The organism is Candidatus Rokuibacteriota bacterium (genome assembly GCA_030647435.1).
Lineage (GTDB): Bacteria > Methylomirabilota > Methylomirabilia > Rokubacteriales > CSP1-6 > AR37.
Map to the genome: position 1 here is coordinate 1 of JAUSJX010000088.1, position 15,729 is coordinate 15,729.

General features: G+C 64.3%; 12 protein-coding genes and 1 pseudogene. 6 read left to right on the forward strand and 7 right to left on the reverse strand.

Going from position 1 to position 15,729, the window contains the following annotated elements:
* The coding region (locus Q7W02_16025; protein ID MDO8477672.1) for a hypothetical protein at positions 1–193 on the forward strand (193 nt) is incomplete at its 5' end.
* 154 nt (positions 194–347) lie between these two features.
* On the opposite strand, the gene Q7W02_16030 is transcribed toward Q7W02_16025, so the two are convergent.
* From Q7W02_16030 to Q7W02_16040, 3 genes are all read right to left on the reverse strand, one after another.
* Positions 348–2,015 carry a hypothetical protein gene (locus Q7W02_16030; GenBank protein ID MDO8477673.1) on the reverse strand — a complete coding sequence of 556 codons (1,668 nt, stop codon included), beginning with the start codon at positions 2,013–2,015 and terminating at the stop codon, positions 348–350.
* A gap of 15 nt (positions 2,016–2,030) precedes the next feature.
* Positions 2,031–2,906: a hypothetical protein gene (locus tag Q7W02_16035; GenBank protein ID MDO8477674.1), complete on the reverse strand. Its 876-nt coding sequence runs from the start codon at positions 2,904–2,906 to the stop codon at positions 2,031–2,033.
* Positions 2,907–2,991: 85 nt separating this feature from the next.
* Positions 2,992–4,191, reverse strand: coding sequence for a right-handed parallel beta-helix repeat-containing protein (locus Q7W02_16040; protein ID MDO8477675.1), 1,200 nt, complete (start codon positions 4,189–4,191; stop codon positions 2,992–2,994).
* 845 nt (positions 4,192–5,036) lie between these two features.
* Here Q7W02_16040 and Q7W02_16045 point away from each other — a divergent pair.
* A complete protein-coding gene (locus Q7W02_16045; protein MDO8477676.1) occupies positions 5,037–5,825 on the forward strand; it encodes an FkbM family methyltransferase in 789 nt (262 codons plus the stop codon).
* Between the two features lie 59 nt (positions 5,826–5,884).
* On the forward strand, positions 5,885–7,024 hold the full coding sequence (locus Q7W02_16050; GenBank protein MDO8477677.1) for a glycosyltransferase family 4 protein: 1,140 nt from the start codon (positions 5,885–5,887) through the stop codon (positions 7,022–7,024).
* Positions 7,025–7,899: 875 nt separating this feature from the next.
* On the opposite strand, the gene Q7W02_16055 is transcribed toward Q7W02_16050, so the two are convergent.
* Complete coding sequence (locus Q7W02_16055) at positions 7,900–9,018, reverse strand: glycosyltransferase family 2 protein (protein ID MDO8477678.1); 1,119 nt, start codon at positions 9,016–9,018, stop codon at positions 7,900–7,902.
* A 409-nt stretch (positions 9,019–9,427) separates the two neighbouring features.
* Between Q7W02_16055 and Q7W02_16060 the strand changes: the two genes are divergently transcribed.
* The gene (locus Q7W02_16060; protein ID MDO8477679.1) at positions 9,428–10,624 is read left to right on the forward strand and encodes a glycosyltransferase family 4 protein; all 1,197 of its coding nucleotides are present in this window, start codon (positions 9,428–9,430) and stop codon (positions 10,622–10,624) included.
* Positions 10,625–10,663: 39 nt separating this feature from the next.
* Here Q7W02_16060 and Q7W02_16065 read toward each other — a convergent pair whose 3' ends face one another.
* Positions 10,664–11,845 (reverse strand): Ig-like domain-containing protein, encoded by a 1,182-nt coding sequence (locus Q7W02_16065; GenBank protein ID MDO8477680.1) that lies wholly within the window; start codon positions 11,843–11,845, stop codon positions 10,664–10,666.
* A 143-nt stretch (positions 11,846–11,988) separates the two neighbouring features.
* On the opposite strand from Q7W02_16065, the gene Q7W02_16070 reads away from it, so the two are divergent.
* The gene (locus Q7W02_16070; GenBank protein MDO8477681.1) at positions 11,989–13,029 is read left to right on the forward strand and encodes a glycosyltransferase family 2 protein; all 1,041 of its coding nucleotides are present in this window, start codon (positions 11,989–11,991) and stop codon (positions 13,027–13,029) included.
* A 128-nt stretch (positions 13,030–13,157) separates the two neighbouring features.
* On the opposite strand, the gene Q7W02_16075 is transcribed toward Q7W02_16070, so the two are convergent.
* Both Q7W02_16075 and Q7W02_16080 read right to left on the reverse strand, forming a co-directional pair.
* Complete coding sequence (locus Q7W02_16075) at positions 13,158–13,916, reverse strand: DUF4114 domain-containing protein (protein MDO8477682.1); 759 nt, start codon at positions 13,914–13,916, stop codon at positions 13,158–13,160.
* A gap of 599 nt (positions 13,917–14,515) precedes the next feature.
* Complete coding sequence (locus tag Q7W02_16080; GenBank protein MDO8477683.1) at positions 14,516–15,262, reverse strand: tetratricopeptide repeat protein; 747 nt, start codon at positions 15,260–15,262, stop codon at positions 14,516–14,518.
* A 305-nt stretch (positions 15,263–15,567) separates the two neighbouring features.
* On the opposite strand from Q7W02_16080, the pseudogene Q7W02_16085 reads away from it, so the two are divergent.
* Positions 15,568–15,729: pseudogene (locus Q7W02_16085) on the forward strand (IS256 family transposase).

Consider the following 15,729-nt stretch of genomic DNA (forward strand, 5'->3'; position numbering starts at 1 on the left):
CCCCGCGCTGGACGGCGCCCTGCTCAATGCCCCCGGCACCATGGCCGTCAACTTCCCCGTGGCCAACGGCGGCACGTTCGTCCTCTTCGCCTCCGACTATCTGAACTCCGAGTTCCTGCCGGGCCGGACCCTCACCCTCACGGCCACCTTCTCCGACGCCTCCACGGCCATCGCCACGACCACGGTGCCCTAGCCCGAATAATTCGCGAACTGCCGCCGCACCCTCACCCCGGCCCTCTCCCTCCCGAGGGAGAGGGAGCCATGTTTATCCCTCGCCCCCGAAGGGGGAGAGGGCAGGGTGAGGGGGAGCCCCCGGCGTGACCATTTTCATCCCAGCGCTTCCCACGCTACTGCGTCCCTGCCTTGAGCAGATTCGTCAACTCGCGCCGATGGTAAATGACGTAGTGGGGCGAGCCGTGACGCTCCGGCGTCTGGGCGGTATAGAGCACGTCCAGCCAGACTCGGCCGTCGGCCGGCCGGTAGAGACGCGGCGCCGCGGTCGGGAACCAGCTTGCGAGAGCATCGTCCGCACGCTTGGCGTCGATCGCGGTCCTGGCGTTCCGCGAGAGCATGATCGGGGCGCCAACTATTTTCCCGCCGCGCAAGAGCAGTGCATCCGAGTCGTAGGCCTCATGGCTCTGATCCTGGTAGTCGAAGAACACCACAGCCACGACGGTGTCCGTTTCGGGATCGAGCGCGAGCGACGGCGCATAGGAGGACGACCGGCGCGTGGCGCGATTCACCGGATGCAGCGGCACCGGATGCTCCCACGCGCTCCAGGCCCCGGGGCCCGCGGCCGGACGCCTCACGTAGAAGGCCTCGTCCTGGCCGTACTTGCCAGAATTCGCCGTGCCATGGAAGCCCACGTGGATGTTCCCCTGCGCGTCCGCCGCGATATCGGGCCAGTCGGCCAGCACGTCCCGGCTCATCCCCTGATCGCGCCACTCCGGGAAGGCGCCGAGCACGTCCTGGGCGTCGACCCAGCCGCCCTGGGCCTGACGGCGCACGTAGCGAAGCTGCCAGTAGGCGCCGTTCGGCTGCCCGCTCTTCCACTCCGCGGGGATGCGCACCTTGAGCACGTAAACCACGTGAGCATTGCCCATGGCGTCCACGGCCAGGGCGGGGTTCTTCTTCTCGCCTGCCGGCCACGGGACCTGCTCCACTCGCCACGTCGCGCCGCCATTGGTCGAGACGGCGTACTGACCCGCATAGGTGAGCACGTGGATCTCGTCGTCCCCGCGCACAGCAAGGTCGGAGCCGTTGTCGTAGGCGCTTCCCGCCGCACGCGTGTCGCGGATGGGATCCGAGCGCAGCACGCTGCCAACGCGGAGCACCCGCAGGTAGCGAGTGGTGCTCTCGGTCGCCCAGGCGAAGTGCACGGCGTTCAGGCTCACTTCCATCGCCCCCATGCCTACCGCCGCACCCGGCGCGGTGATGGGAGAGACCGGCGTGTCCCAGGTGAAACGTCCGGTCGTGGGATCCTGGACCCCGCTCCGGTAGAGGACTGTGGTCCCTTTCCCCGGGCGAGCGGCGTCGAGCCAGGTCGCGTGCACGCGGCCCGAGCGATCACGCACGACCTTGGCCGAATGGTTGCCGGCTGTGGCGTCGTGCCTACCCGAGATGCCTGCCGGCGTCTGGCCGAAGGGGAATACGTACACCCAGGCCTGCCGCGTCGACACGGTCTGGCTTGTCCCCGGTGCCCCGCTCCACGCGGTCCAGGTCACCTGCGTCGCTCCCAGGGGTAGCGGGGAGCGGACGTCGTGGGCCACCTGACGGCCGGGGGCCAGGGCTGACTCGAGCAGCTCTTTGAGGGGCGAAGCGCCCGGCCCGATGGACGTCATGCCAGGCGCGGGCAGCTCGATCGCGAGCATCTCCGGCAGCTCGATTCCTGACGATCTCGCGGGCTGGGCCTGCGCTGCCGGCGTGCCGAAGGGGATTTCGCCCGATCCCGTCACGACAGCGACGGGGGGAGCAAGCGCGAGCAGCAAGCGAGCGAAGGTCGAGATCGATATCACCGGGCGATCACAACCTCACTTTTCGTCCTCACGCCGTTCCGGGGGCGCCGGTGGAGGCTCGCTCCTGGTGAGCACGATGTTGTCGAAGTCCACGCTCGCCGAGCTCGCGATGTAGACCTGTTTGACCAGCTCGAATCCGAAGATACGAAGCGTCCACCAAGGCAGGCTCGTGTCATTGCCTACGGGAAGTCCGACGGGGAAGGACACGAACGGGGCCCGAATCGGGCCTCGCGGATCGAACGTCCTCGCGACGAGCACGTTGACGTTGAAGTTGCTGAAGCCCTCGATACTGATCGGCTTGTTCGGGATCTGCCGGTTACGGGTGACCCGGTATCGGAGGCTCTTCAGACCGAACAACTTGCCGTCGAGGGATTGGATGAAGATCCCATGGAGCTCGTTTGGATGACCGAGATGCTGGGCCTCGAACCCCGTGGAGAGGTCAGGGGGATGGAAGTGCGCGCGTTTGAAGTATGCCTCGCCCGCGCCCGTCTTCACCGCCCAGAACGCCTCGACCAGGAAGCCCTCCTGGACGAAGCTCGGGTTGAGACTCCCTCGCCCCGGCGCAAAAGACACCTGGCGTTCGAGGGAAGTCGACGTGACCCTGGGTGATACGCCCTCCGGACGCGGGCTTCCCCTGCCCTGATCAGACTGGGGATGAATCAAAGGCGCAGGTCTTTGCACGCCGACCGTCTCGGACGGAAGCAGCGCCGACAGCTCGGGCCGCGGCTCGTCTGACGGCTCTCGCCGGGCCTCGCTCGACGGCTTGCTTTGGGCTCCGGCCGGCGGATCGCGGTGAGCGACTGTAGGTGTCTCGGCCGCGCCGTCGATCCCCTGCACGGCGATGTTGTCAAACGTGATGACATATTCGAAGCGCTGCGCGTCGCCGCGCACGGCGGTGACGGCGATGCCTGCCGCCGCAAGCAAGGAGCCCATCACCCAGCCACGGAGGCCGCGCCTGATGCTCATGCGATAAGCGCTATCGCCCGGGCGTCAGGGCGAGTGGCCCGGACGGCCGCTCGATGGCTCCCGCGCTCAGCGGGTTACCACGGCGTACCCCGAAGAAGTCCTCGCGCGGCATCCAAGCGTCTTTCACAGATACCCCGGCCCCGTTCAGCCGCGATCCCGAGCCGGGCGAGAAATCCCGCTGGTCAGGATTCGCGAAGCACGGAACGTCGGCGCAATCGACATTGCCCATCACCTGCACACCCGTCTGTCGCGCGGGATAGGGGCGCGTCCCGGCACTGGACTCCGCCGCATTGTTGACGATCGTGACGGCCGAGAGCCCGGTCGCCGGCGCCGTGATTCCACCGGCTCGATTTCCGTACACGGTATTGTTGGCGACGAGGACCGTCCGCAAGAGACCACGATTCTTGTAGTCCAGGAGCTCGATCCCAGCCTGCTCATTTGATGCGGCGATGTTGTTGCGGACGGCCGCGGGTCCTCCCCCGACGACGATCCCGGAGGAGCTTCGCGACCCGATCGTCACGTTGCGCTCCACTACGTTCACGTCGGCACCGTGCTGGGACCCGTAGACCATGATGCCTGGGCCCTTGGTGTTCATGACGGTATTGCCCCGGATGATGGCCGAGGAGTTCAGCTTGACCTGGATCCCGTAGCCGATCTCCGGGTCCGGCGCGTTGATGCCCTCGATGAAGTTGCCCTCCACGACGAGCCCGCTGACGATGCACCCGATGCCGTCGTGGCATCCGAAGTACATCGCCGTGGCCGTCGAGCTCCGGATGACGTTGCGCCGGACCACCAGCCCGCGGACGCTCGAGTGGTTCGCCACCACGGCGATGCCGCCCAGCTGCGTGAAGTGGCAGTCCTCGACCGTCACGCCATTGCCGTTGAAGATCCGGACGGCGTCCACATCCTGCTGCGTCGGCCCGAACTCCAGGCCGCGGATGGTGACGTGGCCGGCCCGGACCTCGAAGACATTGGTGGCGCGGCCGGCGTACATGATGCGCGGCCGGCGCGCGGGATCGGCGGCGCGGATCACCAGCGGCGCTCCCGGCTCCCCACCGCGGCGGATCACGCAGGGCCCCTGGTAGTCGCCGGGCGCAAGGACCAGCTCCTCGCCGGGCGGCACCGCGCGAATCTCGCCGCACAGGTCGGCGTCGGGATCGATCTCGCGCGCGGTGGTGTGCGCCGGCGCCATCACGATGACGGTTAGCACCGCGGCTGCGGCGATCGTCAGAAGGTGACGCGTCCTGTTTCGTACATCAAGTACGTGTCGATCCATCCCTCCAGATTATAGCAGTCTTGCCACCGGGCTCCGTTGAAGTGCGGTTTCCGCGAACGGCGGTGGCTGGAACAGCTCGCCCACTCACTCCTCACCCGGCCATCCCCTCGGTGCTCCGCCCCGGCATCCTCGCCCCGCATGCGCGCTACCGCTCACAGGGCTCCGTTACGGCCGCTCGGCCCCTGACTCCACCCCGTGCCAGCTCCGGGGCCCTCACTCCGCCCCACCAGCGCCCACCGCAGTCACGTAGTCCGCAACTCAGTCTTTCCCCCGATCCTGCCGCTGCCACCCAACAGCGCCCCCAGTCCTGCCAGCCCTTCGCAGCCCTTCGCCGCCTCAGCCCTTCGCCGCTTCTTGACGGCACGCCCGTGGCGGAGCACAATGCCCAAGTCAGGCGCGATCGCGGCGCCGACGCCCGACTTCCTTTCGGTGACGCGAGCAATTCTGGATGTCACGTTCGGATCCTCACGGCGGGCACATTTCATCCACCTTTCTGGGCATCGAGGGCGCCGAGGGCCAGTGGAGAGCGCGGTGAGCGTCTCAAATTTGCCGCGTCGAGGCTCCGGCGAAGGGCACGTTCTCGAGGCTCTAGAGCGACCTCGTCAAGGCCGACGACGAGCCAGTGGGGCATGCAGTTCCCGACTGGGACATCCTCGCCGGAATACACATTCAGTGCCTCGAACGTTTCTTGGATGCCAAGGTGCCGGTGACTATACCGGCGTGAATGGATGCCGTGTGCCCGAGTGGGTCCCGTGATTCCCTGGAGGATCAAGCACTGGGTGAAGCTTGCATTCCGGTCCGACTATCGCGACCTTTGCGCCTCGCGAGCCGAGCTGGCCCGAATCAAGTCCGCTCCGCGCTACACGCCACTTGTTTCAGAGATTCTGGGTAGCCGGCTGCAGATCGTTGATGGCGCATCTTTCTGCGCCTCGTATCACGAGATCTTCGAAAGAGAGATCTATGCGTTTCGGCCGGCGTCAGACGCCCCCCTCATTATCGACGGGGGCGCCAATGTCGGCGTGAGCGTCCTCTATTTCAAGAAACATTATCCGAAGAGTCGAATTGTCGCATTTGAAGCTGATCCCACGGTATTCAGTGTGCTCGAAGCGAATCTCCATAAGGCTGGCCATGGCGACGTGCAACTGATCAACAAGGCGCTATGGAAGGAGGACACGGTTCTCGAGTTCTGCATCGAGGGAGCGGATGCCGGCAGGATTCCGCGGGAAGATGACCGCCGACAACCAAAGAAGATCCGCGTGCCCACCGTCCGTCTCCGACAGTACCTCACAGATCCCGTGGATTTGCTCAAGCTCGACATCGAAGGGGCGGAGACGGAGGTTCTTCTCGACTGCGCCGATCTGCTTAAGAACGTGAGCAGTCTCTTTGTGGAGTATCACTCCTTCCTACACGAGGAACAGCGGCTCGACGTCGTATTTCAACTGCTGAGGACAGCTGGCTTCAGAATCTACGTTCAAACGGTGACGTGTCCTTCCCAGCCCTTCATCAAGATATCCGACCACCTGGGAATGGACTTGCAGCTGAATATCTTTGGAACGAGGGAGGCGTAGTCAATTGCGCCGTTACAACGGACGCCCTGGGTTCGTTCCGATGTGTGCGGGGGCTCGCCATGAGTAATGCTCGCCGCGTGCTCTTCGTTGGGCACGATGCCTCGAGGACTGGCGCTCCAATCCTTCTGTTGCACTTCCTGCGCTGGTTCAAGGTCAACACCGACATTCCGTTTGACATTCTCTTACGCGAGGGCGGAGAACTGCGGTCCGACTTCGAGGAGGTCGGACCCGTGACGGTCCTCGGCCCATGGCCATCACGCTGGGATCTTGCAGGGTTGCTTCGTCGCAGGTGGCTGCTTGCACGCCTAGCAGCCGCAAGCCACGGACTTGTGTACTCAAACACGGTCACCAACGGCCACGTTGTTCAGTCTTTGGCCCGCGGGAGCCGGCCGGTCGTGTCACACATTCACGAGCTCGAGTCTATCATTCGGAGCTTTGGCACTAAGAATTTCGATCTGGTGAGCCAGCACACTCGGGCGTACGTCGCCTGCTCAAACGCTGTTCGGGACAACCTCGTCGAGAAGCACAGGATCGATCCTGGAGCCATTGAGGTGGTCCACGAGTTCATCCAGATTCCATCAGTCACCGCTGAAGGTGCATCGCGGTCGCGCGCCCGTGTGTTCAGAGAACTCGGCATTCCAGCGGGAGCGCTTGTTGTGGGTGCATCAGGAACCAGAGACTGGAGAAAATCGCCAGATCTTTTCATTCAGCTTGCGCAGGCCGTCCGCCGAAGATGTTTACAGCTGCCAGTCTATTTCGTCTGGGTGGGTGGCAGTGCCGCCAGCGCCGCTCATTGGGACGAGCTTCATTACGACATCAGAGGCGTTGGGATGGAAGACCAGATTCGGTTCGTCGAGTCGCGACCAAATGCGATCGACGTCTTTTGTGCCTTCGACGTCTTTGCGTTGGTTTCTAGAGAGGATCCATACCCTCTCGTCTGTCTTGAAGCTGCGTCGCTTGGAAAACCGATTGTGTGTTTCGACGGCTCTGGTGGCGCCAGAGAATTGGTCGAGCATGACGCGGGATTCGTGGTCCCGTATCTCGATATCGAGACCATGGCAGCGCGCACGTCGGAGCTATTGGGGTCGGAACAATTGCGTCGTTCTCAAGGAGTTCGAGCAGCAAGCAAAGTAAGAGCACGACACGCTGTGTCAGTGGCCGCACCAAAGATTCTCAAGATCATCGAACGCTACTCGTAGCGAGATCCCGCCGATTGGAGGGCCTTCCTGCGGCTACGCGATTCCTGCCAATTCCAACGGCTGATCAAGCCTCTCGTGAGCCCCGTGTAGAACTCTTTCCCAGACTGGAAGCGTATGCTGTTCCTGAACAACGACAGCCTCGTCGCGCCGGACCTGCTCACCGCGTTCGTGACGGCAGCGCACGACCACCGAGGCCCCGACGCGGCGGCGCTCTCCGGAGAGACCTATTTCCTGAGCGATCCCCAACGGCTGTGGTATGCGAGAACATGGTCGAACGCAGCCGACGCCGCATTCGAGCACGTCGGACAGGACGTCGCGGACAGCGGGGACTGCTTCGAGCAGGTCGGGAGACGGACTACACCAGCGGGTGTGCCATGTCCTCCGTGCCTCCACGGTACGTGCCATCGGCCAACCCGACGAGCGGTTCTTCCTCCTGTTCGAGGGCACGGATTGGTGCTTTCGGGTGAAGGCCGCCGGGTTCCGCTGCTTGTTCGTGCCGCGCGCGTGATTGCAGCATCGCGTGTTCGCGGCCCCCGGCGGCTGGGGGCCGCCGCCCTACGAGTACTTCTACGGTCCGTAATCGGGTCCTGCGGGCCGAGATGCACCTTCGGCCAGGCCAGCGCACCGCGGTGTGGCTGAACACGCTGGGCACGATCTCAGCGCCCGGGCGATTCGCGGATCTGGTCTGCCAGCTCTTGGCGGGCCGTTGCCGCGTAAGACAAGTGTGCTGGGGGCTCGCGGGAGCGAGTGGCGACAGCATCATCGAGATCCCAAAACCCGTTTCATCAAGCGTGCCCGGCTCCACGGAATCCAGGGCTATCTGGCGCGACGCTTCGGGAATTCTCCGATCTGGATCAGGGCGGCAGGGCGAGAACCTACCGACTGGCCTCCCTCGGCCCCCCGGCTAGGTGCGAGAGGCTCTTCTTGAGCGCTCGCCACTTCGCAGTGATCCGCGCTTTGACGGGAATGGCAGACAGACGCGGATAGGCCTTGACCACCTGACGCCACTCCTCGAGCAAGGACGCATCCGGATGCTCGAGCGCGTCCGCCGCCTGCCTCGCAAACCACAGCGCACCGAGGGCGCGGCTCCAGAACTCAGCGGCAAGATCGACGGGCGGTCTGAGATTCCGGGCGACCGAGCGCAGATTCGCGTACAGGGGATGAAAGGCGAAATCGTGGACGATCAGCAGCGGATCGAGCACTTTGACATGGTAGCGCAATCGGGGCGCCTGCTTGTAGCGCGCGCTAACCGACGATTTGTGCACTCGAAACAGAGCCAGCGGCTCGGGAATATGCACCGTCCCTGTATTCGATGCGATCCGAATGCAGTACTCGAAATCGCATATGTTATAGAGCCGTGGATTGAACCATCCATACGTCTCGAAAACCTCGCGGCGCAGAAGCAGCGCCGTCGGCTCACCAAAGAAGTTGCCTCCAGTCCATCGCAAGGCGGTTTCGGAGCACTGCTGGGCCGACTGCTGCGTCGACCCGGAATAGATGGCCTCCACCAGCGCGCGATGCTCGCGGTAGAATTCCCGGTCCTCGTTGGAGCTGCCCGGCTCGAAGATGAAATCGCGGGCACACGACACGATCAGCATCTGCGTGCGAGCGGCCGTGGCGAGCATGTCCGTCAGGCACTCGGGCAGGATGATGTCGTCCTGAAAGACAAACTTGATCCACTCACCTTGCGAGAGCTGCACGCAGCGGTTCCAGTTGCCCACGAGACCCAGGGTGGCCTCATTCACCACCACCCGGATTCTCGAGTCCTGCTGGGCATGCTCGTTGGCGATAGAGGTGGACTCGTCGGACGAGCGATCGTCCACGACGAGAATTTCGACGTCGGAGAATGTCTGCGCGGAGACGCTGTCGAGGCAAGCTGCCAAATACGCCGCCCCGTTGTATGTCGGGATACAGACCGTAACAGAAGGTGTCATCTGACGGAGTCCGCCGATCCGGCCCCCGAAGAAGACTACCATAGGGACGGTGGTGCGCACCATCAACGCGTGGCAGGTCAGGTCCGCGGGTCGGCTTGGTTCGCGCAATATGATCGGGTCATGTCGCTATGAAGAGTTTGCATGTGAGTCCCGCATACTATCCGTCTGGAAGGTCAACAACCAGGTACGACTGGCCCTCGCCGGCCCTCGAACGCCCCCCGCCTCCCAGGCGGACTGCGACGTAAGTGATGCGCTCGGGCAACTCCGCACGGATGAAAGAACCCGCGTGGTCGAGATGGGCGGATTCGAAGAAGCCGGCAAGGCAAGCATCGTCGACAGCTTTGACATTGTCGCCATGCCGTCGACCGGTCCTTGAAGGAACCGATTCCGTTCGTTGCCTGATGGCTAAAGCCGCCCACGAGAAGACGCTCACCATCCGGGTTAGAATCGACGCTGGAGGGAACAACATGTGAATATCGGGATCTACCTGGGCCCGGGGACGAAAGGCTTGCCTATCGGCGGCGCAGAGAATTCCATCGCGGCGCTGGCGGAGACCCTGGCGCGAGATCACCAGGTCGAGATCGTCCACCATGTCGGGACCCTCGACATCGGCCAGTTGGCCAGCTTTTCGGGAACGGTCCTCGACGGTGTGCGCGCACGCCATGTCGCCGACAGCGACTACCGCATCAGCGATGTCTGGAACCCGTGGACGATCTTCCAACGCGCCAGGGCGTGGCAAGCTGCGCTGAGCGCCCCGTACGATCTTTTCGTGGCTTTCACATTCTGGGTGCCCCCCTTCTCCCATGCCCGCCGGAGCGCCCTGGTTATCCTCTTCCCCTGGATCGACCGCCGGCACCTTTATCCGTGGAGCCTCGACGCGGCGCCAAGTCCTCCCTTCCCGCTCAAGCAGCTCCGCCGCGCCTACTACGGATGGGAATGGCGGCGACGCTTCGCCACCTACCAGGTAAAGATGGCGAACTCCAAGTTCACCCAGCGCTGGGCCAAGATCCGCTGGGGGGTCGACTGCGACGTCGTCTACCCCCCGATAGAGCAGTATTCGCCCGGCGCCCAGAAGCGCAACCTCGTCATCAGCGTGGGGCGATTCACCGGAGGCGTGCGCCAGAAGTGCCAACTCGAGATGGCGTCGGCGTTCCGGGGGCTGATGGATGACCCCGCCCTGTCCTCATGGCAGTACGTCTCGGCCGGCGGCCTGGCCGACACCCCTGAAGACCAGGCCTATGTCACCAAGGTCCGGGAGATTGCGGCCGGCGGCCGGATCCACGTTCTGGCCAACGCCGAGCGGCAGGCTCTCGCGCAGCTGTATGGCGAGGCCAGGATCTTCTGGCACGCCGCCGGCCTGAGCGACGATGAGACCGAACGGCCGGAGCGGGCCGAGCACTTCGGCATGACCACTCCGGAAGCCATGTCCGCGGGCTGCGTGCCGGTGGTCATTCGCAAGGGCGGCCAGCCCGAGATCGTCCGGCACGGGATAGACGGATTCCTCTGGGATACGCTCGAGGAGCTTGGAGCCTATACGCGGCTGCTCGCCAGCGACCAGGATCTGTGGGCGAGGATGTCGGAGGCCGCGCAGGCGCGAGCCCGGTTCTTCAGCCGCGAGGAGTACGTTCGCCGAATGCTGGACCGGCTCGGGCTTGCCCCGACGTGACAAACGCTGAGTCCCCATGTCAGCCACGTCACGGCCGGCCTAACAGCCGATGCGCTGGGTGCTCACGACGAAATTGTCAAAGTAGCGTTCCTGGGGCTGCGGGGCACCGTCGTTCCAGTAGTTCTCGAGGAACACGGTATTGATGCCGTATTCGCTATACGTGCCCTGCCAGTTGAGCCCCTCGAACCGCGCCTCCAGGCCGCCGTTGATCCAGAGATCGAAGACGCCGTTGGCACGGCCGGGATCATTCAGGCGGGCGTGGGCCTCGATGCAATACCACCTGCCCACGTGCATCTGATCGAAAATCGGCGTCCGGCTCCACGCCGTGCCGAGCCACCGGAAATGGGCGAAGTCGTTGTATTCGGTCGTTCGCACGGTGCCCGACTCATCCGTGCCCGATGCCGGGACGATCCCCAGATGGTACGGCTGCCCCTCCGACATGACACCCGACCAGACATGCGCCATCATCGCCTGGGCCCAGTTCCGGTTCACCAGCACCTGGGCGCGGCTCATCTTGTTGCCGCCCGCTCCGATCCAGCCCGCCTGGAGCTTCACGAGGTGCCGCCAGTAGATCTCGCGATAGCGGGCAGTGCCGGCATCCACGGGGCGGAAATAGGGCGCCGGGGTCTTGCCGATGGCGAGTTTGAGGGACCCGGCCTGCACCTGCCCGGCGCGGGAGAACCGGGCCCGCATGCCCGTTGAGCCCGCGTATCCGACGCCCGGCAGGCGCACAAAGCTGCCGTCTGTGGCCACGTATTCGAAGTACGAGGCGAGCCGATCTTTTTCGAAGTCGTCGCACCAGATCCACCCCGGCTTGGGCGCCTCGCATTCGGCCGTGTCCTTCCTGGTGGGCCACACTGTGATGACGGCCGCGGCGCTCTTGCCCTCGCTGGTGGCGACGATCTGTGCTGTACCGGGCGCGTGCCCGCTGACGAGGCCCAATGGCGAGACCGTGGCGGTCTCGGGATTCAGGCTCGTCCAGGAGACGTCGCGACCGGTCAACGGTCGGCCTTTCCCATCTTTCCCCAGCGCTACAAGCTGCTGGCTGTCGCCGACCAGCAGCGTATCGGCAGAAGGGCTCACTGTCAGCGACTCTACGGGCCCCGTCGGAAAGGCCGACGACACCTCCGTACGCGCGCACCCGTGGCCGGCCAGCGCGGCGACAGCCGCGACGGTCAGAAGCACGAGTGGAAGCTGCGAGCATGTGGTCACCGCTCTCATGAGAACCCCTCCTTCGCGTGGCAGGCCGCGACCAGACCCAACTTACGCTCCGGTCTGAGCAGGGACGACCGCGAGGCCGGAAATAAGGTCCCCGTGCTACGATATTTCCCCGTGATACTGGCTCTTCCGACCGGCAGAACTCCGTGACAACGCAACCTATCCCCAAGGTCTTCATCATCATCCTGAATTGGAATGGACTTCGCGACACGCTGGAATGCCTCGAATCCGTAGAGAGGCTGGAGTACCCGGCCAAGACTGTCGTCGTCGTGGACAATGGCTCGACCGATGGCTCTCCGGAAGCCGTCAGAACGCAAGCCCCGTCCGTCCTTCTTCTGAGAAACGAGACGAACCTTGGCTATGCCGGCGGTAACAACGTGGGCATTCGCTACGCGCTCGAGCACGGCGCCGACTACATCTGGCTTCTGAATAACGACACCGTCGTAAGGCCCGACTCGTTGGCCACTCTTGTATCTGTTGCCGACGCAACGCCCAATCTTGGGCTCGCCAGCCCCTTTATTTATGACTACGAGGGGCCTCAGCGGCTTCAGTTCGGCGGGGTGATTGCGAGACTTGCAGATCAAACATTTCACCGCGTCAATGATCCCCTGGAGCGCGAGGGCCCAACCACGGGCGGCCGCCTCGTGCTGTACGGAACCGCACTCCTCATCAAAGCGAGTGCGGTGAAAACGATCGGCTACCTTGACGAGCGCTACTTCGCCTACCGTGAGGACAATGACTATTCCATGCGGTCGCTGGACGCGGGCCTCCGGAACATAGTCGTATCCGCGAGTAAGGTTTATCACAAGAACAGTGGTTCACTTGGCGAGAATTCTCCCATCAAGTATTTCTTCATGGTCCGAAACCTGTATCCCCTGTGGATGGACCGCCTGAAAGGCTATCGCAGGGCGGCGTATCGCGTCCGGTACTTGTCGCAGGCACTACGTACAGCGCGCGAGTGCGAGACCGCCGGTTTCCCGGCCGCCGCCGATGCGTGCCTCGCCGGCGCGTGGAACGCGCTGCGGGGGCGATACGGGGAATACGATCCCGGCGCGACATTCCCCCGGGCATTGAAACGACTTCTGTACTGGCATCCCTACTTCTGGATTCGGGTCCTCGATTGGCGCTGGGGCCAGGTGGCTCTCGAGGCGATCAAGCGATTCGTGTCCCGCTCCCCGCGACGTTGAGGAGGTGGGTAGCGAGAGGTCGGCCGATCAGCGAAGACCCGCCGGCACTTCGTCGAGGAGCCAAAACACCAGGGGCGCTGGAGGGTTCCAGCGCCCCTGAATCGGACCAGCCGGTAAGAAGCTCGACGCTAGCGGCGCCGGCGCTTCCAGTCGGCCAAGGCGAACCCGATCAAACCCATGCCGACCAGAACGAGCCCTCCCGGATTGGGAACGATGGTAACCGGGAAGAACGAAAAGATGTGGTCGTTGTGGTCGTTGTCGCCGCCGCCCACGATGTCCTCGAACCCGACGATCGCCAGCGAAGGACCCCCTGACTGCACGTCGGCGTGAATGATCCCGTCGCTGTTCCGGCCAGCGCCGCCCATGAACCAAAGGGCCTCGACATCGGAGGCGTCGAACGGACGGTCGACTCCACTAGGATTATCGCTATCGACCGCGAGCGCGAAGACCAGCTCAGCACCCGCCCCGAAACCCAACAGCGAAGGATCGAACGTGATGAATGTCCCGGGCGCCTCGCGGTTGCTCAGCAGGTCGGTCTTGACGACCGCCGCCAACTGGGCGGCCAAGCCGCCGCCAGGCACGGCCGAATAGAGGATGATCCAGCTGTCGAAGGCAGCCGCCGAGTCGATGAAGGTCACTGTCACGTCCCCGGAACCAGAATAGGCGATCGTGGTGCCGGACGGCGTGCACGCGAGCCCCTCACTGATTGGCGGGGTGAGATCGCATGTAACGGCTCCCGCCTGCGTCACCATAACGCCTGCTGCGAGCAGGACCACCACCATGATGACCGAAAGGGGGCGCCACTTTGTGATAGTCATTTTCAGGTCCTCCGCCTTTTCTTTGATTAGGTGCGACATGGCAACGCAGTAATGCACGTCCGATGCCACAATAAGGAATCAATTCAAAACGGTCACTTGGAACTATGCCACCATCAGCCATCTTCGTTGATGTAAAGTTCCCCGACTCCTGCCATCCACCTGTCTGCCGCGTCAACGTCAACCAGGATCGCGTAAGCCAGAGGAATCCCGTTCCAATTGCGGTCCCCTGGCCCGAAATCAGTCCAATGAGCCCCTCGACGGCGAAGATTCGCGGTTGTGAGGCACGTACTGGCGTCAGGCCTTCCGACAGCCCCGTGCTCACAGAGCCGGGCTCTCACCGCGGCCCTATCGGAAGTGCCTGCTGGGTAAAGCGTTTCCCCGCCTCTTTTCGCGCTGTCGGCCAGCTTTACGGGACGCGACTGAAGGCCGGGTATTGGCGCCCTTGACGGCGGGCCCTGCCGGTGCTCAAGGGGCCAGGCAAGACGGACCTGGGTGGCCGCCGGCAGCACCTTTGGGGCTCCGCGAGGGCGTGCGGAGCCGAGAGTTCGCTGGTGCGCTTGCCTGGGGTGTGCACTACATCACCACGGGGTGAGCCGATTCCTCTGAGACACTCTCGGCGAGCTCAAGCAGTACACGCGTCTCCTGGCCTGAGCGCCGAGGGGATCCGCCTACCCGCCGAGCTGCTTGATCACATCGCTGATCTTCTCCGTCTCGCCCAGCTTGGGATCGAGCTGGGCCGCCCGCTTCAGCGCCGAGACGGCGTCCTGCTTCTTACCCAGGCGCGCGTAGGTCATCCCAAGGTGGAACCGGATGGTGCCATTGCCCGGCGCGCGCTCCACCGCGCGGAGCAGCGCCTTCTCCGCGTCCGGAAAGGCTCCGCGACGGTAATGCACCCAGCCCAGGGTGTCCAGCACCTCGGCAGACATGGGCGCGAGCTGCTCTGCCTTGGTGGCCAGCGGCAGGGCCTCGTCGGGCTTCTTCCGCACCTCGGACAGGAGCCAGGCCAGGTTGTTGAGCGATGCCACGTCTTTGCCATTGAGCGTCAGGGCGCGCTGGTAGCTCTCGGCCGCGCGGTCAGGCTGGTTCAGCACCTGGTACGCCTGGCCGAGACCGCGATGGGCGTCGAGCAAGTCACTCTTGAGCTTGAGCGCCGAGTTGAACGCCTCGATGGCCTCCTGGGGCTTCTGCTGGGCGATGAGCGCCATGCCCATCAGGAGCAGCGGCGCGGGGCTCTTGGGCTCGCTCTTCTGGAGCTCACGGGCGAGGCGCAGGGCATCGGGCAGCCGCCCCTGCTGCGAGTACAGCGCGCCCAACCGGAACTTCACGTCCGAGCGGTTGGGATTGACCTGGAGCGCGGTCTCGAGATGCTTGGTGGCCTCCTCGGAGCGCCCGCTCTGGAGCAGGTACCCGGCCATGAACTTGTGGGGATGTCCCGGTCTCTGTTGAACTTGAGAACTGAGTAGCGGCGGCCCCCTGGTTGGCGTGAGAATCGCGTCGACCAAGACAAACGGTCCCCAACGCCGGGGCCAAGGAGCCGCCAATGACGAAGAGAGCAGAGAGAACCGAGCGAACGCAAGCGGAGAATGCAGCGGGCCCCGCGCTGGCCCATCTGGTGGAGCCGATGCTCGCCGGGATGACGAGCACACGCCAGCACCTGCTGGCGTGGGTCCACGCGCAGGGGCTGGCAGCGCTGGACGAGCTGTTTCGCGAGGAGGCCGTGGCCTTGGCCGGGCCCAAGGGCCGGCAGCAGGCGGCGCGCACGCATCACCACTGGGGCACGACGGCGACGGAGTTGACGTTCGGCGGCCGGCGGGTGCAGGTGCCGCGGCCGCGGGTCCGGGGCACGAGCGGCGGAGAAGCGACCTTGCCCTCGGTGGCGCGG

Bases quoted from the DNA above. Each gene is read 5' to 3' on its own strand.
- Q7W02_16050 (MDO8477677.1), top strand. From the start codon at position 5,885: ATGAGTAATGCTCGCCGCGTGCTCTTCGTTGGGCACGATGCCTCGAGG.
- Q7W02_16065 (MDO8477680.1), bottom strand. From the start codon at position 11,845: ATGAGAGCGGTGACCACATGCTCGCAGCTTCCACTCGTGCTTCTGACC.
- Q7W02_16080 (MDO8477683.1), bottom strand. From the start codon at position 15,262: ATGGCCGGGTACCTGCTCCAGAGCGGGCGCTCCGAGGAGGCCACCAAG.